Genomic DNA, 21,600 nt, shown 5'->3' on the forward strand with positions numbered 1-21,600 from the left:
AGATTATCTTGCGCTACTTTGCCATATGCCTGAATTGCCTGAAGTCGAAAACGTGCGGCTGGGCCTCAAGCCGATACTTGAGGGCCGGGTGCTGGCGCGGGTCATCCTGCGGCGTCCGTCCCTGCGCCTTCCCTTCCCGCCCGACTTCGTTAAACGCCTGGAAGGACGCCGGGTTCTCAAGGTTGACAGGCGCGGCAAGTACCTGCTGTTCAGGCTTGACGACGGGTCGGCGCTGATAGCCCATTTAGGCATGTCAGGGCGGTTTTTGTTTTTTAACGGCGAGGCTCCGCCTCCCGGCGCCCACGATCATGTGATCATGGAGACCGACCGGAGCGTCGTCATTTACTATAACGATCCCCGCCGCTTCGGCCTGATGACGTTGGCCGAGGCGGATGAGTTGGACCGCCACCCTCTGCTTGCCAAGCTGGGGGCGGAGCCTCTCGACGGGGAAATCAACGGCGACTATCTGGCGGCGCATATAAAAAAACGCGGCGGACCCATAAAGGCGGCGCTTCTGGACCAGGGGATCGTTGCCGGAATCGGCAATATCTACGCCTCGGAAATTTTATTCAGGGCCGGAATTTCGCCGACGCGCCCGGCTAATTCTATCGACGGCGCCTGCGCCGAGCGCCTTGCCGCAGCAATCAAGGAAGTCCTGTCCGAGGCCGTTGCCGCCGGGGGATCGACCCTGCGCGACTACCGCACGCCGAACGGAGAATCGGGGTCTTTCCAGCAAAGCTTTGCTGTTTACGGGCGCTCCGGCAAACCTTGTTCCGGGTGCGACTGTGATCTGACGCGAACCGGCGGCGTCAAGCGCATCACGCAGTCGGGACGGTCCACTTTCTATTGTGCGGAGAGACAGCGTTAGTGGTATAGCAACCGTCATGAAGAGACGTTTTTTAAGATCGCTGTCCATTGCTGTCGTTGTTATCCTGACAGGGATGATGGCTGCTCCCGCCCATGCCGACGACGCTTTCGTCACCGGCATTGACGGGCTTCCCCTGATGCCGGGGCTGACCGAAAGCCCAGGGGCAGGAATGATCTTTGACACCCCTGCGGGGAGGATCGTCGAGGCCTACGCCACGGGTAACGTCGCCCGCAATCCGGTGATTGATTTTTACGCATCAACCTTGCCGCAATTAGGTTGGCGACATGACAAAGAGACCACCTTCAGCCGCGAGGATGAGGCGTTGACGCTGGAATTAAGCGGCGACGACAAACTATTGACTATCCGCTTTGCGCTGTCGCCGACCGGGTCATCCTTGAAGTAGTTAAAGATCAGGGCAATCGACTGAAAGGACTTGATCCTGTTTTACCGTCATGGCCGGGCGAAGACCCGGCCATCCACGTCTTCATCATGCTTTCGCGTCTTCGCGTGAAATATGATCGGTCACGCGAAGGCGCAAAGGCGCCAAGTCATTTTGGCCGCCGTCAAGTCCGCGCCGGGCCGAGCCTTGCCGTCTTTGCGAGGAGTGGAGCGACGAAGCAATCCAGTCCGCAAAGCCGCCACTGGATGATAAGCCTTGAATTGACATCCCGCCCGCAGGGGCGCAGGATAACGGGCATGGATAGTGATGTTAATGACCGTCTCTCCCGCATGGAAAGCAGCGTTTCCGATATCAAGGCTACGCTGGCCCGTCTTGAGCCGATGTTGGTCAAGGTTTTGGAGGCTCAGGCGGAAATGCGGGGCGAGGTTCATGGACAGTTCCATCAGATCGGACAGCGCATCAGTGATTTGAATGTTCGCTTGCCGGTGGCTCTCGGCGTCTTTGATCCTCCCGCCGGCAAGAAACGCGCCTGAGTTGCCGCCGTGTTGCAAAGGATTGACGGGGATTGTCGCCGGCTATATAAACCGGCCTTCGCTTTAATGATTTTCTTGGATAACGGGTTTCGCAACAGATGGCTAATATCAAATCGGCAAAGAAAAGAGATCGGCAGATCAAGCGGCGCGATGCGGTCAACGGCATGTGCGTGAGCCGCTTGCGCACTTATTTAAGAAAGGTCGAAGAAGCCATCGACGGCGGCGACAAGGCGGTTGCTGAAGCCGCCTTCCGCGCCGCCCAGCCGGAATTGATGCGCAGCGCTCAAAAAGGCCTTATTCATCGCAACCTCGTGGCGCGAAAGCTGTCGCGGCTGACGGCCAGAGTCAAGGCCATGGCGGCCTGACGCTCAGTAGACAATAAGGCTTTGTTTATGACCGCGATCCGAATGGGTCGCGGTTTTTTTTATGGGGCTTTTTCAGCGTATGGCGACTGCTTAATCCATGGATTTGGAGTCAAGCGGTTTATTTCGGTTTCTTTTTGAATTTTTCTTTTTGATTTTGTTGCCATGACCGGGTGCGCTGTGTAAGTTTGAGTCATCGGCGGCGGGGGGAGCAGGGTCTGGTGGGGGCGGCAAATGGCGACCGGCCTGCTGCAACTGGTAGTTTTAGTGGTAATTTGCAATTTTGATTCTTGGTCAATAATGCCGGAGCGGTAATGCCGGGCGGGGTTGTCTGCTTGGGACGGCGGGTTGTTTATTCATTTTTTGCATGAAAACGAAGGCGGCTAGGCAAAATGGCAAGCGGAACGGCAGACACCCAGGTCAGTGAACAATGGGAGCGTGTTTGTGCTCACATGCGGGTGGAGATCGGCGAGGCGGCCTTTCAGAGCTGGCTTAAACCGATGTCGGTTCGTGAAATTTCCGACGGCGTTGTAAGGATTTCCGCGCCTACCCGTTTTATGCGCGACTGGGTTGTCGCCCACTTTATTGACCGTCTGTGCGTTCTTTGGCGCAACGAAAATCCGGAAATTCATGCCGTTGACGTTTTTATTCAGCCGGAGCGCAGTCAACAGCGGGCGTCTGCGGCCAAGAGCGAGGCGCCGGCGCCTGTCATCGTCAAGGAAAAATCCGGACGCAGCGGGAGCGGCGAGAGTTACAGCGATGACATCAGCGCGCCGCTGGATTCGCGCTTTACCTTCGAGAAATTCGTCATCGGCAAATCCAACGAGTTTGCCTACGCCGCCGCCCAGCGCATAGCGGAAGCGTCGAGGGTGACATTCAATCCGCTGTTTCTATACGGCGGGGTAGGTCTCGGCAAAACCCATCTTATGCACGCCACGGCGTGGCGCATTCGCAAATCCACCCCTTCGCGCACCGTCATATATCTTTCCGCCGAGAAGTTCATGTACCGCTTCATCCGCTCCCTGCGGGAACAGAAGATCGTGGACTTCAAGGAGATGTTCCGCTCGGTTGATGTGCTGATGATTGACGATGTTCAATTCATCGGCGGCAAAGGCTCTACCCAGGAAGAATTCTTCCACACCTTCAATTCCCTGGTTGACCAGGGCCGCCAGATCATCATCTCCGCCGACAAGTCGCCCTCTGACCTGGAAGGCATGGAAGAGCGCCTGAAGTCACGACTTAACTGCGGCTTGGTGGCGGACATACACGCCACCACCTATGAACTGCGCTTGGGCATTCTTCAGTCCAAATCCGAACAGCTTGGGGTCGAAATACCGTGCAAGGTTATGGAGTTTATCGCTCACAAGATCACCTCCAACGTGCGTGAGCTGGAAGGCGCCCTGCACAGAGTCGTTGCCCATGCCCAACTGGTGGGGCGCGATATATCGCTGGAGACCGCCCAGGAAGTTCTTCACGACCTGTTGCGCTCCAATGATCGCCGCGTCACCATTGAGGAGATTCAGAAGCGGGTAGCCGCCCACTTCAATATCCGTATTTCCGACATGCATTCGGCGCGTCGCGCGCGTTCCGTCGCCCGTCCGCGTCAGGTGGCCATGTATTTGGCCAAGCAGTTGACCTCGCGCTCATTGCCGGAGATCGGACGCAAATTCGGCGGTCGCGATCATACCACCGTGATGCACGCGGTGCGCAAAGTTGATGAACTTCGTGAGAGCGACGCCGCCTTCACCGAGGATGTAGAACTTTTGCGGCGGATGCTTGAAGGCTGAAGGTATTGGTGTCAGGAATGAAACTTACCATTGAACGGGCGGCGTTGCTGAAGGGGCTGGGGCATGTGCAAAGCGTTGTCGAGCGCCGCAACACGATTCCCATTCTCTCCAACGTCAAAATGGAGGCGCGTGACGGTCGCCTGACCATGAACGCCACCGACATGGACCTCGAAATTGTTGACGGGGTCGAAGCCGAGGTGATCGCATCCGGGGCGACCACGGCGCCGGCTCATACTCTTTACGACATCGCACGCAAACTGCCCGATGGGTCCCAGGTAGAACTGGAAAGCAGCGATAACGGAAACATGACGCTGCGTTCCGGACGCTCCAGGTTCATTCTTTCCTGCCTGCCCTGCGAAGATTTTCCGGTGATGTCCGGGGGTGATCTTCCTCACGCTTTCCAGATCGCCGCCGGTGATTTGTGCTCTCTTATTAACCGTACGCGCTTCGCCATCTCTACTGAAGAGACGCGATACTACCTTAACGGCATCTATCTGCACGCCGCCAAGCGTGACGGCATTGATGTCCTTCGCGCCGTCGCCACCGACGGCCATCGGCTGGCCAGCGTCGAGGCGCCGTTGCCGGAAGGCGCCGCCGACATGCCCGGCGTCATCGTTCCCCGCAAGACTGTCGCCGAGTTGTATAAACTCATTGAGGGAATCAGCGACGATGTGGAAATCAACCTTTCAGAAAGCAAAATCCGGTTCTCCTTCGGCAATGCGACGCTGACTTCCAAACTGATCGACGGCACTTTCCCCGATTATGAGCGCGTTATCCCGTCCGGCAACGACAAGGAATGGGACATTGACCGCAAGCTTTTCGCCGAGGCCGTGGACAGGGTATCCGCCATTTCCATTGAGAAATCACGCGCCATCAAGCTCTGCCTGAGCCGGGGCGCTCTGGTGCTTTCCGCCAGCAGCCAGGACAGCGGCAGCGCCACCGAGGAACTGGAGGTCGGCTACGATGGAGATACCATCGAGATCGGGTTTAATGCGCGTTACCTGCTCGAAATCATTCAGCAGATCGAAGGAGACAACGCCCGTTTCATTATGGCCGACGCCGCCTCGCCGGCAATCCTTTGCGACGCCGGCGACGCCGGCGCTCTTTATGTGCTCATGCCCATGCGTATATGAGGAGGAAGTGAACTGACCGGTTCACAAGGCTCGGCTATTCTTGAACGGCATACGGAATTTCCGCCCGGCAACATCCGTAACGGATGGCCCCTTTCCGTATCCCGCCTGACGCTTACCGACTTCCGTTGCTACCGCTGCCAAAGAATAGAGACCGACCCGCGTCCGGTAGTGCTTACCGGATCGAACGGCGCCGGCAAGACAAACCTTCTGGAAGCATTGTCTTTTTTGGTTCCCGGCCAGGGCCTCAGAAGGGCGCGTCTGGACGAAGTGGCGCGCCGCGAGTCCGGATTCGCCGATGGAGCCGGTAAGAGACGACCGTGGGCGGTGGCCGTGCGCGTGAACACGCCCGACGGTGAAATTGATATCGGCACCGGATGCGAAGCGATCTCAAATAACGTTGTCATGAACAGACGAATCGTTCACGTCGACGGTCAGGTCCGCAAGAGTCAGGCGGTGCTTTCCGAACTGCTCAGCGTTTACTGGCTGACTCCGTACATGGACAGGCTGTTCACCGATAGCTCCGCTTCCCGGCGGCGGTTTGTTGATCGTTTGGTATTCGGCTTTGATCCCGCCCATGCCGGTCGCGTCAGCGCCTATAACCACGCCTTGAGGGAAAGGGCGCGACTTTTGCGCCATGGACGCGCCGACCCGGAATGGCTGGCCGCCCTGGAAGACACTATGGCAAGGAAGGGCATTGCCGTCGCCGCAGCGCGGCGCGAGACGGTTTCGCGCCTTGATAACATATGCTCGAAAGAAACCGGCCCCTTTCCCGGCGCCGGTCTGGCGGTTACGGGCGATATCGAGAATTGGCTTGACGAGGGGCCGGCGCTTGAGGCCGAGGACCGTCTGCGCGCGGCGCTGGCCAAGGCGCGCCGTACAGACATGGAAAGCGGCGGCGCCGGGCCGGGCGCTCACAGGAGCGATCTTGTGGTAAGGCATCTGGCCAAGGAATGTCCGGCGGATCAGTGCTCGACGGGCGAACAGAAGGCGCTGCTGATTGCCGTCGTATTGGCCAATACGCGCCTCCAGGCGGCGGAACGGGGAAAGATTCCAATTCTGCTGCTGGATGAAGTGGCGGCGCACCTTGATATTCGCCGCCGCGAAGCCCTGTTCTCGGAAATTATGGCGCTCGGCTCCCAGGCGTGGCTCACCGGCGCCGATGCTGGTTTGTTCTCAAGCATTTACGGCAAGGCGCAATTTTTCAATATTGAAGACGGCGTTGTGACACCGACGATCCGATAGTGCATAATGACCCGAAATTAACTGTATTGAAGATTATCAGATGACTGAAGAAACAACGGAAAGCGCCGCCGAATCTTATGATGCCGATTCCATCAAGGTATTGCGCGGTCTTGACGCCGTGCGCAAGCGCCCCGGCATGTATATCGGCGACACCGACGACGGCTCAGGCCTGCATCACATGGTCTATGAGGCGGTGGACAACGCCATCGACGAGGCCCTGGCCGGATACTGTGACATCGTCAAGGTCGTTCTCAACGGCGACGGCTCGGTAACGGTTACCGACAACGGTCGCGGCATTCCCGTCGATATTCACCTCGAAGAAGGAGTGTCGGCGGCGGAAGTGATCATGACCCAGCTTCACGCCGGCGGAAAATTCGACCAGAACTCGTACAAGGTGTCGGGCGGCCTGCATGGAGTCGGGATTTCCGTGGTCAACGCCCTTTCCGACTGGCTGGACCTGCACATATGGCGCAAAGGCAAGGAATATTTCGTCAGGTTCGTCGGCGGCGAGGCCGAGGCGCCGCTGAAGGAAACGGGCGACGCGCCTATGGTTGACGGCAAGTTCAAGACAGGCACCATGATCACGTTCCTGCCTTCGACCAAGACCTTCACGATGACTGAATTCGACTTCCCGACGTTGGAGCACAGGCTTCGTGAACTCGCTTTTCTCAATTCAGGCGTCGCCCTCAGGCTGACGGACGCCCGGCATGTCAAGGAACAGACGGTTGATCTGCACTATGAAGGCGGGCTGGTGGCCTTTGTCGAGTTTCTGGACCGTTCCAAGACCGCTATTTTTTCGCCGCCGATAATCGTTTGCGGAGAACGCGACGGCGCGACCGTCGAAGTGGCCATGCAGTGGAACGACAGCTATCATGAAACAACCCATTGCTTTACGAATAACATTCCTCAGCGTGACGGCGGCACTCATCTGGCCGGATTGCGCGGCGCCCTGACGCGAACCATCAATGCCTACGCCAATTCCAGCGGCATCGCCAAGAAGGAAAAGACCGCCATCACCGGAGATGACGCCCGCGAGGGCTTGACCTGCGTTCTGTCGATCAAGGTGCCGGACCCCAAGTTCTCGTCCCAGACCAAGGATAAATTGGTATCCTCGGAGGTGCGGCCCATCGTTGAGGGCATCGTCGGCGAGCAACTGGATCGCTGGTTCGAAGAGCATCCGGCGGACGCCAGGAAGATCATCGGCAAAATTTACGAGGCGGCGGCGGCGCGTGAGGCCGCCCGCAAGGCTCGCGAACTCACCAGACGCAAAGGGGCGCTTGATATTTCCACTCTGCCCGGCAAACTCGCTGATTGCCAGGAACGCGACCCGGCCTTAAGCGAGTTGTTCATCGTCGAGGGCGACTCGGCGGGAGGGTCGGCAAAACAAGGGCGCAATCGCGCCAATCAGGCCATCCTGCCGCTCCGGGGCAAGATTCTGAATGTCGAGCGCGCACGCTTTGACAAGATGTTAAGCTCGGCGGAAATCGGCACCCTGATCGCGGCGCTCGGCACCGGCATCGGACCCGAGGATTTCAACATCGAAAAATGCCGCTATCACAAGATCATCATCATGACCGACGCCGATGTTGACGGCAGTCATATTCGCACCCTGTTGCTTACCTTCTTTTACCGGCAGATGGTGGAGATCATAAACAAGGGCTATCTCTATATCGCCCAGCCGCCATTGTACCGCGCCAAGAAGGGAAATTCGGAAGTCTATCTGAAGGACGATAATGCGCTGGAGCATCACCTGCTCGGCGCCGCGATTAATGAGGGAGCCGTGCTCACCACCTTCAGCGGCGTCAGGATGGCCGGCGCCGACCTGAACATCCTGGTCGAGGAATCCCGCACGGCGAAAACGCTTCTCAGTCATCTCGCCCAGCATGTGCCGTTGGCGATGGTGGAACAGGCGGCGATCCTGGGGGTGCTCAACCCATTGATATTATCCGATGAAACCCATGCCGGCGAAGTCGCCTCCGTCATCGCCAAACGCCTTGATGCGCTGGCTGTCTTCGAGGAACGCGGCTGGCGAGGAGTGGTGCTTAACGACGGCGGGCTGGAGTTCAAGCGCACCCTGAGAGGCGTTGACGAGCGCCACATCCTTGACAGCGCGCTCATCCGCAGCTCTGAAGCCCGGCAACTGGATAAAATGGCGGCAAGGCTCCAGGAGATATTCGCCCGCCACGGCGCCCTTGTCGTCAAGGATGACGAACATATTATCACCGGCCCGGTATCCCTGGTCGATGTCGTCATGGAGCTGGGACGCAAGGGAATAAGCATCCAGCGTTACAAGGGACTGGGCGAAATGAATCCGGGACAACTTTGGGAGACGACGCTGGACCCGGAAGCCCGCGCCTTGTTGCAGGTCAAGGAAAGCCACACCGGCGCCGCCGATGAAGTCTTTTCCACTCTGATGGGCGATGTCGTCGAACCGCGCCGCGAGTTCATCCAGAACAATGCGTTGAAAGTGGTCAACCTCGATGTTTAGCGACCGAATTCATTAACTCAATTCTAACCGTAATCATTGATCATTATTCCCATGACCGCCAAAGGGAATAAGAGGACAGCCGCCTGTCGGCATCGGCTCGGGTCCGCGCTTAAGTCGGTCGCAACCTGGACGACCGTCGCCGCCGTTTGGGGCATCGTCGCCGCCATAGTGCTGACGGCGTGGTACGCCTATGACCTTCCTGACGTGGACAAGGCGCTGGCGGCGACGCGCCGGCCCACCGTTACCGTCATCGCCGCCGACGGCTTTGAATTGGCAACCTTCGGCGATCTTTACGGAATGCCGGTAACCGTCAAGAACTTGCCGCCGGCCCTGCCGCAGGCGGTCATCGCCACCGAGGATCGGCGTTATTACAGTCATTTCGGACTCGACGTAATCGGCCTTGCCCGCGCCGCAACAGCCAATGTTTTCGCCGGGCGCATCGTCCAGGGGGGCAGCACCATTACCCAACAGGTGGCCAAGAACCTGTTTCTGACGCCCGAGCGCACCATCAAACGCAAGGTTCAGGAGTTGCTTTTGGCGCTGTGGCTTGAGCGCAAGTTCAGCAAGGATCAGATACTTACCGTCTATCTCAACCGGGTCTATCTGGGCAACGGCGTCTACGGCGTTCAAGCGGCGGCGCAAAAATATTTCGGCGTATCGGCGCAAAATCTTTCCACCTATCAGGCGGCGTTGCTGGCCGGTCTTTTGAAAGCGCCGTCGCGCTATAACCCGATCGCCAACCCCGGTTCGGCGGCTGACCGCACCGAGCAGGTTCTGGCCAACATGGTCGCCGCCGGATATCTCTCCCGCCGGGAAGCGGATAACGCCAAAGCACAAAAAGGCCGCGCCACGGCTGTTTTCAGAGGGCAGCATTACGCCCGCCACTTCGCCGACTGGGTGATGGAACAGGTTTCCGATTATGTGTCTCCCGGCGACAAGGATGTCGTGGTGATCACCACCCTTGACGCGGATATGCAGCGGCTGGCGGAAGCAAAAGCAAAAGACCTGCTGGTCAGGGACGGGGATAAGTTCGGAGTCTCCGAAACAGCGCTGGTGGCGATGACGCCCGACGGCGCCATACGCGCCATGGTGGGAGGGGGCGACTATGAACTGAGCCAGTTCAACAGGGCCACCCAGTCCCTGCGTCAGCCGGGATCGGCCTTCAAGCCGTTTGTCTATCTGGCCGGCCTGGAAGCCGGGCTTACTCCCGAAACCCGCTTGATGGATACGCCGCTGCGGGTGGAAGGCTGGAGTCCCAAGAACTTTGCGCGGCATTTTGAGGGCGAGGTGAGCATGAGCGACGCCCTTGCCCGCTCCATTAACACGGTAGCCGTGCAGGTGGCCGAGAAAGCCGGTCGCAGTCAGGTCATCGCGGCGGCGCGACGGCTGGGACTGACCTCGAATCTCAAGGCTGACCCCAGCCTGGCGCTGGGGTCCGGCGAGGTCAGCCTGATCGAATTGACGGCGGCTTATGCCGCCTTCGCCAACGGCGGATACGGCGTATGGCCCCATGCCATCGAGGAAATCCGCGATGCGTCCGGCCATGTGCTTTACCGGCGTCTGGGATCGGGTCCGGGGCGGGTGATGAGCGCAAGCCATGCCGCCGCCATGACCGCCATGCTCTCAAGCGTAATCACTTCCGGCACCGGCCATGCCGCCGCCCTGTCGAGGCCGGCGGCCGGCAAGACAGGCACCAGCCAGAATTTCCGCGACGCATGGTTCGTCGGCTATTCAGCCGAACTGGTTACCGGGGTGTGGATGGGCAACGATGACGGACGGGCCATGAAAAAGGTAACCGGCGGCGGCCTTCCGGCGCATTTGTGGCGCGGCTTCATGGAGGCGGCCCTTGTCAACTCGCCGGCAAGCCCGTTGCCGGGCGTGGACCGGCCGCCGGAGGCGGAACCCGTTGTCGAGAAAGGATTCTGGAGCAAGCTGCTCACCGATATCTCCGGCGGCAAAAGGTGATTTTTTATAAAGCACGCCATTTCCATGGGATAAAGGCCGGGACCTTTCGGCGGTAGTCGGCGTAATCCGCGCCGTAGGTTTTCAGCAGGCGGCGCTCCTCGAAGCAGGCTCCGACAGCCAGATAAAGCGACGCCCATGCCGCCGTCGCCAAGCCGAACTCGTCATCCACCCGCCCCCAGATGATCAGCAAGGCCCCGGCATAGAGGGGATGGCGCACATAACGGTGCAGGCCGTCGGTCAGCAGCGGCTCGTTTTCGGACCCGGTCGCCGTTCCCGCCAGCCGGCCGAGATCGTAGCCTTTGAGCGCCCACAGGAACGCCGCCCAGCCGAGAACATATATCGTCGTCAATGTGAATTGCGCCCACGGCGCCAATAAAAATGCCTTGCCGTCGGCGAACAAATAAGCGCCGACGGCAAAAACCAGGGCAATGTGCACGGCGGCGAACAGATTATAGCCAAGGCGGTAGTAAGCCCCGAATGTCGGCGTCAGGCGTCTTTTTGCCCTATCGTCGGCAAGTAACGAATGAACGAAACCGAAACTGACCCAGGCCAGGGCGTAAAGCGCGTGAGCGACAAAGGTGTTCACGCCGCCTATTTCGCCATGCGGGCGATGGCGCCGGTAGTGCTGTGTCCGGGTTTGAGTTCGGCAAGCAGCACCCGACCGCCATAGCTTTGCACCAGGTCCGCTCCCACCACCTTGTCCAGTTCATAATCGGAACCCTTGACCAGCACGTCGGGACGGATCGCCTCGATCAGTTTCAGCGGCGTATCCTCGCCGAAGATAATAACCATATCGACGGCGGCCAGCGACGCCATGACCGTGGCGCGGGCCGTTTCCATCTGGATCGGGCGGTCGTCGCCTTTGCCCAGACGCTTGACCGAGGAATCGCTGTTCAGCCCCACCACCAGCCGGTCACAGGCCTCCCTTGCCTGGGCCAGCAGCGAAATATGTCCCGGATGCAGCAGATCGAAGCAGCCGTTGGTGAAGCCTACTTTCAGGCCTTTGCGCCGCCATTGGCCGATACGATCAAGGGCCTGCTTCAGCGCCATGACCTTGGCCTCGGCCCCGGACAAATCATGATGGTGCAGGGCGCTGATGATATCTTCGGGGTAAACTACCGCCGTCCCCACCTTGCCGACGACGATGCCGGCGGCGGTGTTGGCCAGCGCAGCGGCGTCGGACAAACCGGCGCCCACGCCCAAAGCGGCGGCAAGAGTCGCCGCCACGGTATCGCCGGCGCCCGACACATCGAAAACCTCCAACGCTTCGGTCGCCAGAAGAGCGTTGTCGCCGTCGGCGGCGACCAGGGCCATGCCGTCGCGGCCCAGCGTCACCAGGATCGCCTCGAACCCATGTTTGTTAATCAGGGCGCGGGCGGCTTTGATAACTTCATCGCTGCCGCCCACCGGCAGATGCGTCGCCTCGCCCAGTTCGCGGCGGTTGGGGGTAATCACGTCGGCGCCCTTATAGCGTCCGTAATCGGCGCCCTTGGGATCGACGATAACGGTTTTGCCGGCCTTGCGGGCGGCGGCGATAATCTTGGCGGCAACGCCGTCATCAAGCACCCCCTTGCCGTAGTCGGAGAGAACGACAAGGGCGCAATCGCTCATGGCCTCAACGGCGGCGGCAATCAGCTTTTCCCTGACCTTGGCGCCGAGCGGAGCGACGGTCTCTCTGTCGGCGCGCAGCATCTGCTGGCCGGCGGCGAGATAGCGGGTCTTTACCGAAGTTTTCCGTTCGTCATCAATCAGCGGAACATCGACGATCCCCGCCTTGGCGATTTCCCCGGCTATTTTTTCGCCTTCGTGATCGGCGCCGACAACGGTAATGAAGCGGGCTTTGGCGCCGAGCGCCGCCAGGTTGCGCACGACGTTACCCGCGCCGCCGAGCATCGTGTCCTCGCGTTCCAGTCTCAGCACCGGGATCGGCGCTTCGGGGGAGATGCGCTCGACCGCGCCGTGGTGAAAGTGATCAAGGATAACGTCGCCGACGCACAAAACACGAGCCTTGGTCAGCGCCTCGGCCAGGGAAACAAGAACTTCCGTCATAACAACCCCAACTCGCTTTCCAGCGCCCCGCACAGCATATGGCCCAGGGTAATGTGCATTTCCTGAATACGCGCCGTGTCGCCGGACGGCACCAGCAAAATAAGATCGCAGATATCAGCCATGGCGCCGCCCTTGCCGGCGCCGAAACCGACGGCCACGGCGCCGATTTTTTTGGCCGCGATAAGTCCGTTGATGACGTTTATGCTGGTTCCCGAAGTGGAAAAGCCGATAACCACGTCGCCGGGACGAACATTGGCCTGGACCTGACGGGCAAACAGTTGGTCAAAACCGAAGTCATTGCCGATGGCGGTCAGGGTGGAGGTATCGGTAGTCAACGCCAGCGCCGGAATCGGAGCGCGGTCTTTTTTGAAGCGAACGGTCAGTTCGGTGGCCAAATGCTGGGCGTCGGCGGCGCTGCCTCCGTTACCGAAAAAAACGATCTTGTCGCCGGCCTTTGCCGCCATAAGGCATGCCTTGACCAGCTTTGCAAACGGTTCGCCCAAGGCATCGCGGGTGGCGGCCAACACCCTTTCATGTTCATCCAGTTGCGACTTGAAGAAAACGTTTAAGTCCATCTCTACATTTCCCTAAAGGTCGATCCGTCCGCCGGTGCGTAAAGATTCAAGAACGGCGATGGTGGCGATGGATGTTTCTATCAGTTCCGCTTCATCCGTCGGGGCCGGCCCGCCGGCGGCGGAAGCCGCCGTGAAGGCTTTGAGAGCCGCCTTGAACCCCTTGTCCTGACTCTTGCGTTTGCCGACGGAGACCTTGCCGTTGCCGGCAACGGAGAGCGAGCGGAAGTTGTCGATGGTGATCACGCTTCCGCCGGCATAGGCTTCGATCAGCTCTTTGCCCATGGCGTCATCGCCCAGGCCGGTGTAGACGACGGTGGCGAGGCTGCCGTCGGCGAAGCGCAGGGTCGCCGACAAATCCTCACAGCCCCCGGAAACGGCGGCGGTGGCGGTCGCCTGGAGCGAAACAATCGGCGAAGCGACAAGAAAGCGGGCAAGATCAACGAAGTGACAGACCTCGCCGAGAATGCGTCCGCCGCCCTCCTCGCCGTCATTGATCCAACTGTCGGCGGGCAGGCCGCCGGCATTCACCCTGAGCAGCACGAATTTCGGCCCGCGCATCCCGGCCAGATGGTCGTGGGCCTCGATCGACATGGGAGCGAAACGGCGGTTGAACCCGACCTGAAAGAAGGCGTTTGATCCGTTGCGGGCCTCGACGATCCCGGCAATCTCTTCACGGTTCAGCCCCAGCGGCTTTTCCACCAGCACCGCCTTGCCCGCCTTCAGGGCGCGAGCCGTCAATTCGGCATGACTGTCATGACGGGTGGCGATCAGCACGGCGTTGATGTCTTTATTGTCCAGCACCGCCGATTCATCGGCGGCGGCGTGAGCAAAACCAAAGGCGTCTCCGGTTTGCCCGGCGGACGGTCCATGCCGGGTGACAATAGTGTGAAGGGTCACATTATCCAGCTTTTTCAGTTCCGGCAGCAGCACCGCCTTGGCGAAGTTGCCGGCGCCGATGACCCCCAGCACGCAGCCGCCGACCCGCTTGACCTTCGGCGCCGCAAAGGCGGGCCGTGGATTCGACGGCGCCTTGTCCTCGTAGGTGAGAACGACGCCGAGATGAGGCTCGTCGGAATCGGTGACCAGGGCGTAGGCCGCTTCGGCCTCCTCCAGATCAAAACGATGGGTAATCAGCTTGCCGACATCGAGACGCCGGGGGGGCTTCAGCGACATCAGGCGCAGACACTCGACCATATTTTCGGTTTCCGTCCACCGCACCCAGCCCTCCGGGTACTTGACGCCGCGCTTTTCATAGTCGGCGTCATAGCGGCCCGGCCCATAGGAGCGCGAGACCACGATATTCAGTTCCTTCTTCATAAACTCCCGGAAGGGGATGGTGGTCCCCGTCATTCCCGCCAGACAAACGACGGCCCGATCACGGGCAATGGCGGCGGCGGTCTCCAGCGGTTCGTTGGATTTTGTAGCGGCGGCAATAAGGACGCTGTCGCAGCCGAGGCCGCCGGTCAACGCCGATATTGCCGCTTCCGGCCCGCCGTCGTTGAGATTAAAGACCGCTTCCGCGCCGCATTGACGCGCCAACTCCAGGCGCCCCGGCAGGTAATCAAGAGCCACGACGCGAACTCCGGAAAGGGCCAGAAGCTGCACCGACAGTTGACCGAGAAGCCCGACTCCGATCACCGCCGTTACGTCGCCGAGGCCGGGGTTCAGGTTGCGCGTCGCATGCAGGGCGATTGCGCCCATGGTGGCGAAACAGGCCTCATCGTCGGGAACGCCGTCGGGAATGACGGCGGCCAGATTTCGCGGCACGACGTTGATCTCGGCATGATTGGCGAAGCCTGCTCCGGCGATGGCCACCCGTTGTCCGGGGAAAAACAATCCTTCCAGTCCGGCCCCGACTTCGATCACTTCGCCGGCGGCCGAATAGCCCAGCGGCAAAGGTTCATCCAGCCTCGCCCTGACCGCCGCCACGGCGGCGCCGATGCCGTCGCGCCTCGCTTTGGCCAGAACCTTCTTGACCAGATCGGGACGCTCCTTGGCCTTGCCGGCCAGACTCTTGCGGGCGAACGACACCACGGAGCGCTCGGTCCCCGCCGAAATCAGGGAGGACTGCGTTCTGACCAGCAGGCAGCCGGCCCTTACTTTAGGCTCCGGCGCTTCGCGCAACGAGAGTTTGCCGCTACGGGCGCTCTGAACAACTTGCTTCATGATGATGTTTTACCCTGATTTCATTGCCGGATGCAAAGACGGCGGTATGGTAAAAAGGCTTTATTCTTTAACTCATAGCCGGTTATGTATAAACATGTGTGGTCTTGTCGCTATATTCGCCTACCGGGACAACGCGCCGCCGGTGGCAAAAACCGAGCTTGTCGCCGCCGGCGAAGCGATGCGCACCCGTGGTCCCGACGGCCATGGGCATTGGATTGCCGGCGACGGACGGGTAGGCATGGCGCACCGGCGGCTGGCGATTATCGACCTCAGCGACGCCGCCGCCCAGCCGATGGTCGCCGAAGACGGGCGCTGCCGGATCGTCTACAACGGTGAAATATATAACTTCCGCGCCCTGCGCGAAGAGCTGGAAGCCAAGGGCTGCGTCTTCACGACCCAGTCCGACACCGAGGTGTTGCTGCATCTTTACCGGGCCGAGGGCGAGGCGATGGTTAACCGTCTGCGCGGCATGTACGCCTTCGCCATCTGGGACGAGGAACGGCGCGGCATGTTTTGCGCCCGCGATCCCTTCGGCATCAAGCCGCTCTATTATGCCGATGACGGCAACACGCTGAGAGTCGCCTCCCAGGTCAAGGCGTTGACGGCCGGCGGTTTTGCCGGCAAGGGGGATAACGCCGCCGGACACGCCGGTTTTTTCCTTTTCGGATATGTGCCGGAGCCGCACACGCTTTACGAAGACATCAGAGCGCTGGAAGCAGGATGCAGCTTATGGGTCGATGCCGACGGCGCCCGCAAGATAAAGCGGTTCTTCGATGTTGCCTCGCTGCTGGCCGACGCGAATGCGGTCGGCAAGGAGCCGGTGGACCTGCGGGAGCTGCTCAGGGACAGCGTGAAGCATCACCTGATTGCCGACGTTCCGGTCGGCATTTTTCTGTCGGCGGGCCTGGATTCGTCGGTTTTGACCGGTCTGGCCTCCGAGATGGCGAACAGCCGCCTCGAAACGATGACTCTCGGCTTCGGCGAGTTCAAGGATACCGGCTTCGATGAAACGCCGCTGGCCGAGGCGATAGCCGCCACCTACGGCGCGGCGCACACCACGCGGTGGGTGACAGGAAGCCATTTTCATAACGATATGCAGGCGCTTATGAAGGCGATGGACCAGCCGACCATCGACGGCGTCAACACCTATTTCGTCGCCAAGGAGGCCGCCGCCCTTGGCCTCAAGGTGGCGCTGTCGGGACTCGGCGGGGATGAATTGTTCGGCGGCTACAGCGGTTTCCGCCAGATTCCGTTTCTGGTCAATATCCTTGGCTCCATCCCCGGCGTGCGTTCTTTCGGCAAGGCCGTGCGCGTGGTGACGGCGCCCATCGCCAGGCGGATGACCTCGCCCAAGTACGCCGGTCTATTGGAGTACGGCGCCCGCTACGGCGATGCTTATCTGCTGCGCCGGGGTTTGTTCATGCCCTGGGAATTGCCGACGGTGCTGGGCGCCGATATGGCCGAGGCCGGATGGATGGAGCTGGAGCCGCTGCTCCGTCTTGAGGACTGCCACAAGCCGATATCCGAGCCGCGCCGCAAGGTGGCGGCGTTGGAGATGTCCTGGTACATGCGTAACCAGTTGCTGCGCGACGCCGACTGGGCCGGCATGGCTCATTCTCTTGAAATCCGAACGCCTTTTGTGGACGTTGAATTGTTCAGCCGTCTGGCTCCGACGCTGTGCCGCCACAACGGCCCCGGCAAGCAGGAAATGGCGCGCACCCCCAAAGAGCCGTTGCCGGAGGCGGTTCTTACCCGTCCCAAAACCGGATTTTTTGTGCCGATACAGGACTGGCTTCAGGGAGAAAACAACAACGCCGAGGAACGGGGACTGCGGGGCTGGGCCAAACAGGTGTACGCGGCGCAAACTTAGGGGAGCTTACCGGCGTTAGAACCGTTCAGCATCTTGGCGAAGCCGCCGTTTTTATCCAGCAGACCGTTGTTGACGGGCGCTTCGTTTTGAGAGCCTTCGGCGTCGGGGAAGTATATGCCGAGGTTGCGGATGGTGTTGCGCCGCCACTTTTTCAGTTCTTCCTGCGATACCCCGGCCATGCGGGCGAAGCGCTCCCTTTTTTCCGGAGTCTTGAAATTGATGCGGTCCCATTCCAGCGCCCTTAACATATGCAATTCCTCGGCCCGGAACTCGTCGGTGTTGATCACGCCCTTTCCGAAACCGAAGAACGCGGCGTTGCCGAAATCAAAACCGGCGGGAAGAAGCCCTTCCTTCTCGGCTATGCGGTAGAGTTCGGTTGTCGGCAGCGGGGTGGAGATATGGAACAACACCATGTCCACGTCCAGTTCTTCGGCGAAGCGGAAGGTCTCGCGGATTTCGTCCCATGTTTCGCCGGGACTGCCGATGATGAAGTCGGCCGCCGTCTCGAATCCCAGCTCTCTGGCTTTGGCGACAACGGCGGGCGCCTTGTCGATTTTGAGCGGTTTCTTGAGAACCTCGTCAAGGACGCGCTGGCTGCCTGATTCGATAGCCAGGATAAGCTGATAGCATTTGCTTTCTTTCATCAACTCCAGGAGTTCATCATCGAGCAGGAAGGTGGCGAGGTTCAGCGATTTCCAATGCAGATCGTAATCGCGTTCGATGAGGCCGTTCAGGATATTTATAAAACGAGGCCTGTTGAGGACCAGATTGTCGTCAAGGAAATTTATTTCTTTAACCCCGAACTCTCCAACCAGCCGATCAATCTCGGCCAGCACGCTCTTGGCCGAACGCCAACGCACCTTCCTGCCGTCGATGGCGTGGGTGGAGCAGTAGATGCACTTATAGGGGCAGCCGCGACTGGTCATCATGAAAGCGTAGGGTTGATAACGGGCGTTGGCGACGACGGCGTACTGGTTGTTGGTGGAGAAATAGTCGACAAATCCGACCTTGGCGTAATCGGGGAAAGGGACTTCGTCCAGGTCTTTGATGAAAGTAACTATGGGGTTGGCGATGATTTCGCCGTTCTTGCGATAGGCGAGGCCGTCGAAGGCGGAGATGTCGTCTTCTCCGCCGTCCAGCATTTTCAACAGGCGGGGAAAGCGGCGCTCGCCTTCTCCGAGAACGGCGAAATCCACGATCCCGTCGCGCATCGCCAGATCGGGCGAGGTAGTGGCGTAGACGCCGCCGACGACAATGACGGCCTGCGGCGCGGCTTTCCTGACGGCGGCGGCGAGCTTGTGAAGGCTGGGGGCGTACTCCAGAGACAGACAGGTAATCGCCACCACTTGCGAATCCGAGGCGGCGATCAGGGAAACCGTCTCGTCAAACCCCAGGTCGTTCCTGTTGGGATCAAGAACGCTTGTTTCGTAGTGATCGGGAACAATCGCCGCCAGGAGTCCCAGCGTCAGCGGCGGCGCGATCCAGCGGCGCTTGCCGAACCAGCCGGTGTTCGGGGTGGTTATCAGAATCCGGTTAATCGGTTTCATTTAACGCCATCGACACGTTAATTATTGATCTATGAATGATAATCTGAAAAATTCTCCCCCTTGTTTAAGGGGGAGTTAGAGGGGGTCGTTGCAGCAATCGAAGAGGGAATTATCGGCCTGTGTGTTTTGACCACAGAGGCACAGAGGCGCAGAGAATATTTTTCTCTGCTTTTTCTTTTTTCTCTATACCTCCTCTGTGTCTCTGAGCCTCTGTAGTTCATAAAACAGTGCTTATTCCAGTCAACGCGCCGGGCGTTAGGGGCATCGGCAGCAACCTCCCCTGGCCCCTCCTTGGTAAGGAGGGGAAAGCGCCGGGGTTGCCACGGGTCAATAATTAAGGCCACCGGCATAATCCCTGAAAAAAGCATTCACCAGTCCGCTTATATGGCGGATTTGATCTTCGGTCAGGAATTGGTGGTGGGGCAAAGACAGGATGCGCTTGGACTGGCGTTCGATTACCGGGAAGTCGCCCGGCTTGCCGCCGTACCGACGGGCCGCCGGTTGCAGGTGAATGGGCGTCGGATAGTGAACGCCGGTGGCGACTCCGTTGTCCTTCAGGTAGCTCTGAAGTTCATCGCGCCGGTCAAACTGGGCGACGAACATGGTGAAGGTGTTGTCTTCGTAGTCCTTGGCGGGCGGGATAAAAGCGTAATTCGGATCAAGCAGTTCCCGATAGACGGCGGCGTTGCGCTTGCGTATGGCGATTGTGCGACCAAGGCGCGGCAGGCGATAGCGCAGAATCTCCGCCTGGAGGACATCCATTCGCGAAACGTAGCCGAACTCCACCACCGTATCGCGGTCGATCAGTCCGTGGTTGCGCAGATGGCGGATGCGCTCGGCAATTTTATCATCGTTGGTAGTGGCCAAGCCGCCGTCGCCGCAAGAATTGAATATCTTTAACGGGTGCGCCGAAAAGCAGCCGACATTGCCGATCGACCCGGCCCTGCGCCCCTTGTACGCGGCGCCCATGGCCTGGGCCGCGTCCTCGATCACCGTCAGTCCGTGCTTGTCGGCCAGGGCGAGAACGGGGTCCATGTCGCAAACTCTTCCCGTCAGGTGTACCGGCATGATCGCCCTGGTTTTCGGCGTGATCGCGGCCTCGATAAGGGAGACGTCAATGTTCTGGTCGGGGCCTGCGTCGACGAACACCGGCACGGCGCCGAGGTTGGCGATAGCGGCGGTGGAAGCGATGAATGAGTTGGGCGGGGTGATCACCTCGTCGCCGGGACCGATGCCGAGGCATTTCATGCCCAGCATCAGGGCGTCGGTTCCGGAATTGAGGGCGACGCAGTGCTTGACGCCGACGAAGCGGGCGACCTCTTCTTCCAGGCGGTCGATGGCCGGGCCGCCAACATAGTTGCCGCCGGCGAGAACGCTTTCGATGATCGGCATGATATCGTCGCGTTCGTCGGCGAACTGTTCGGCGATGGCGACGTATGAAATCTGCTTCGGTTCTTTCATCTCATTTCCCCTGATAGAATTCGCCGACGGTCTTTATCACATAATCCTGTTGCTCTTTGCCGAGGTGTTGATCGACCGGGAAAGTGATCATTTCGCGGGCATGCCTGTCGGTCACCGGGAAGTCGCCCGACTTGTAGCCGAATTGACGCAGACCTTCCTGTTGATAGAGGGGGATCGGGTAATGGACCTTGGCCTCGATTCCCTTTCCCAGGCAGAATTTCAGCAGGCGGTCCCGATCTTCGGCGAAGACGATATAAAGCAGAAAAATGTTGCGAACTTCGGGCTGTCTGGCCGGAATGCGGATTTGCGGTATTGCCGCCAGTCCCGCGTCGTAGTAGCGGGCGCGTTCAATGCGTCGGGCAACGATATCCTCGGCCCTGGCCAGCATCCACGAACCGACTATGGCTTGCAGGGAATCCAGCCGGGTGTTGCAGCCCATGATCTCGATTTCATCGCGGGACTTGAGGCCGTGATTGCGCAGCAGACGGAGCTTGCGGTTCATCTCATCGTCGTTGGTGACGGATATGCCGGCGTCGCCCCATACGTTGATCAGTTTCAAGGGGTGCATGGAAATGCCGCCGGCTACTCCCCACGTTCCGGCCCTCTTGCCGTTATACTCTCCGAGCATGGATTGGCAGGCGTCTTCGATCACCGGCAACCCGTGACGATCGGCGATCTCCATCAGCCGGGGCATGTTGACCATGTAGCCGGTCATGTGCACAGGCATGATCGCCCTGGTTTTCGGCGTGATCGCCTCTTCCAGATAGCCCAGGTCCATGCAGAAGGTGTCGTCGCAGTCAATGAATACGGGGCGGGCGCCGGTCTCGTGGATGGCGCCGACGGTGGCGATGAAGGTGTGGGCGCAGGTGATCACTTCGTCGCCATGGCCGATGTCCAGCGCCTTCAGGGGCAGCTTCAGGGAATCGGTGCCGGTGCCGACGCCGACGGCATGTTTGACGCCGAGCAGTTTCTCGAATGATCTCTCGAACTCGTCCACCGGCTTGCCCAGGGTGAAGTCGCCGCTGCGCACCAGTTCGCGGATGCGATCTATGATCTCTTCGGGATCGGCAAACTGCTGGGCCAGAGGAGAATAGCGGACCTTGATGTTCGGGTCGGTTGTCATAACGTTGTTTTCACGGATATGCATGAATATG

At 59.7% G+C, this 21,600-nt stretch carries 17 protein-coding genes; 10 read left to right on the forward strand and 7 right to left on the reverse strand.

From position 1 onward, the window contains the following. The first annotated feature begins 25 nt into the window (after positions 1-25). The 9 genes from A3H92_11150 (at position 26) to A3H92_11190 (ending at position 10,778) form a co-directional block, all read left to right on the forward strand. On the forward strand, positions 26-868 hold the full coding sequence (locus A3H92_11150; GenBank protein OHC74015.1) for a DNA-formamidopyrimidine glycosylase: 843 nt from the start codon (positions 26-28) through the stop codon (positions 866-868). A 16-nt stretch (positions 869-884) separates the two neighbouring features. Next, positions 885-1,271 (forward strand): hypothetical protein, encoded by a 387-nt coding sequence (locus tag A3H92_11155; protein OHC74016.1) that lies wholly within the window; start codon positions 885-887, stop codon positions 1,269-1,271. Between the two features lie 242 nt (positions 1,272-1,513). Beyond that, positions 1,514-1,801 carry a hypothetical protein gene (locus tag A3H92_11160; protein ID OHC74017.1) on the forward strand — a complete coding sequence of 96 codons (288 nt, stop codon included), beginning with the start codon at positions 1,514-1,516 and terminating at the stop codon, positions 1,799-1,801. A gap of 98 nt (positions 1,802-1,899) precedes the next feature. Further along, positions 1,900-2,166: a 30S ribosomal protein S20 gene (locus A3H92_11165; protein OHC74018.1), complete on the forward strand. Its 267-nt coding sequence runs from the start codon at positions 1,900-1,902 to the stop codon at positions 2,164-2,166. Positions 2,167-2,555: 389 nt separating this feature from the next. Beyond that, positions 2,556-3,950: a chromosomal replication initiation protein DnaA gene (locus tag A3H92_11170; GenBank protein OHC74019.1), complete on the forward strand. Its 1,395-nt coding sequence runs from the start codon at positions 2,556-2,558 to the stop codon at positions 3,948-3,950. A gap of 17 nt (positions 3,951-3,967) precedes the next feature. Continuing rightward, positions 3,968-5,083, forward strand: a complete 1,116-nt coding sequence (locus tag A3H92_11175) for a DNA polymerase III subunit beta (protein OHC74020.1) — start codon at positions 3,968-3,970, stop codon at positions 5,081-5,083. A 72-nt stretch (positions 5,084-5,155) separates the two neighbouring features. Next, a complete protein-coding gene (locus tag A3H92_11180; protein OHC74021.1) occupies positions 5,156-6,325 on the forward strand; it encodes a DNA replication/repair protein RecF in 1,170 nt (389 codons plus the stop codon). Positions 6,326-6,365: 40 nt separating this feature from the next. Continuing rightward, positions 6,366-8,813, forward strand: coding sequence for a DNA gyrase subunit B (locus A3H92_11185; GenBank protein OHC74022.1), 2,448 nt, complete (start codon positions 6,366-6,368; stop codon positions 8,811-8,813). 36 nt (positions 8,814-8,849) lie between these two features. Then, positions 8,850-10,778 (forward strand): hypothetical protein, encoded by a 1,929-nt coding sequence (locus tag A3H92_11190; GenBank protein ID OHC74023.1) that lies wholly within the window; start codon positions 8,850-8,852, stop codon positions 10,776-10,778. A gap of 4 nt (positions 10,779-10,782) precedes the next feature. Here the strand turns inward: A3H92_11190 and A3H92_11195 are convergent, their stop codons facing one another. The 4 genes from A3H92_11195 to A3H92_11210 are packed head-to-tail and all read right to left on the reverse strand — an operon-like array spanning position 10,783 to position 15,568. After that, the gene (locus A3H92_11195; GenBank protein OHC74024.1) at positions 10,783-11,364 is read right to left on the reverse strand and encodes a hypothetical protein; all 582 of its coding nucleotides are present in this window, start codon (positions 11,362-11,364) and stop codon (positions 10,783-10,785) included. A 5-nt stretch (positions 11,365-11,369) separates the two neighbouring features. Continuing rightward, the gene (locus A3H92_11200) at positions 11,370-12,827 is read right to left on the reverse strand and encodes a bifunctional heptose 7-phosphate kinase/heptose 1-phosphate adenyltransferase (protein ID OHC74025.1); all 1,458 of its coding nucleotides are present in this window, start codon (positions 12,825-12,827) and stop codon (positions 11,370-11,372) included. Further along, the gene (locus A3H92_11205) at positions 12,824-13,402 is read right to left on the reverse strand and encodes a phosphoheptose isomerase (GenBank protein OHC74026.1); all 579 of its coding nucleotides are present in this window, start codon (positions 13,400-13,402) and stop codon (positions 12,824-12,826) included. The genes A3H92_11200 and A3H92_11205 overlap by 4 nt, the downstream gene beginning before the upstream one ends. Before the next feature lie 12 nt (positions 13,403-13,414). Beyond that, positions 13,415-15,568, reverse strand: coding sequence for a theronine dehydrogenase (locus A3H92_11210; protein ID OHC74027.1), 2,154 nt, complete (start codon positions 15,566-15,568; stop codon positions 13,415-13,417). 94 nt (positions 15,569-15,662) lie between these two features. Here A3H92_11210 and A3H92_11215 point away from each other — a divergent pair, with 94 nt between their 5' ends. After that, positions 15,663-17,438, forward strand: coding sequence for an asparagine synthase (glutamine-hydrolyzing) (locus tag A3H92_11215; protein ID OHC74038.1), 1,776 nt, complete (start codon positions 15,663-15,665; stop codon positions 17,436-17,438). Here the strand turns inward: A3H92_11215 and A3H92_11220 are convergent. From A3H92_11220 to A3H92_11230, 3 genes are all read right to left on the reverse strand, one after another. Further along, a complete protein-coding gene (locus A3H92_11220) occupies positions 17,435-18,985 on the reverse strand; it encodes a hypothetical protein (GenBank protein ID OHC74028.1) in 1,551 nt (516 codons plus the stop codon). The two genes, A3H92_11215 and A3H92_11220, sit on opposite strands and share 4 nt — an antisense overlap. 327 nt (positions 18,986-19,312) lie before the next feature. Then, the gene (locus A3H92_11225; GenBank protein ID OHC74029.1) at positions 19,313-20,446 is read right to left on the reverse strand and encodes a transcriptional regulator; all 1,134 of its coding nucleotides are present in this window, start codon (positions 20,444-20,446) and stop codon (positions 19,313-19,315) included. Between the two features lies 1 nt (position 20,447). Further along, a complete protein-coding gene (locus tag A3H92_11230) occupies positions 20,448-21,551 on the reverse strand; it encodes a transcriptional regulator (GenBank protein ID OHC74039.1) in 1,104 nt (367 codons plus the stop codon). Positions 21,552-21,600 lie beyond the last annotated feature (49 nt).

The sequence above is a fragment of the Rhodospirillales bacterium RIFCSPLOWO2_02_FULL_58_16 genome (genome assembly GCA_001830425.1).
Classification (GTDB): domain Bacteria; phylum Pseudomonadota; class Alphaproteobacteria; order Rhodospirillales; family 2-02-FULL-58-16; genus 2-02-FULL-58-16.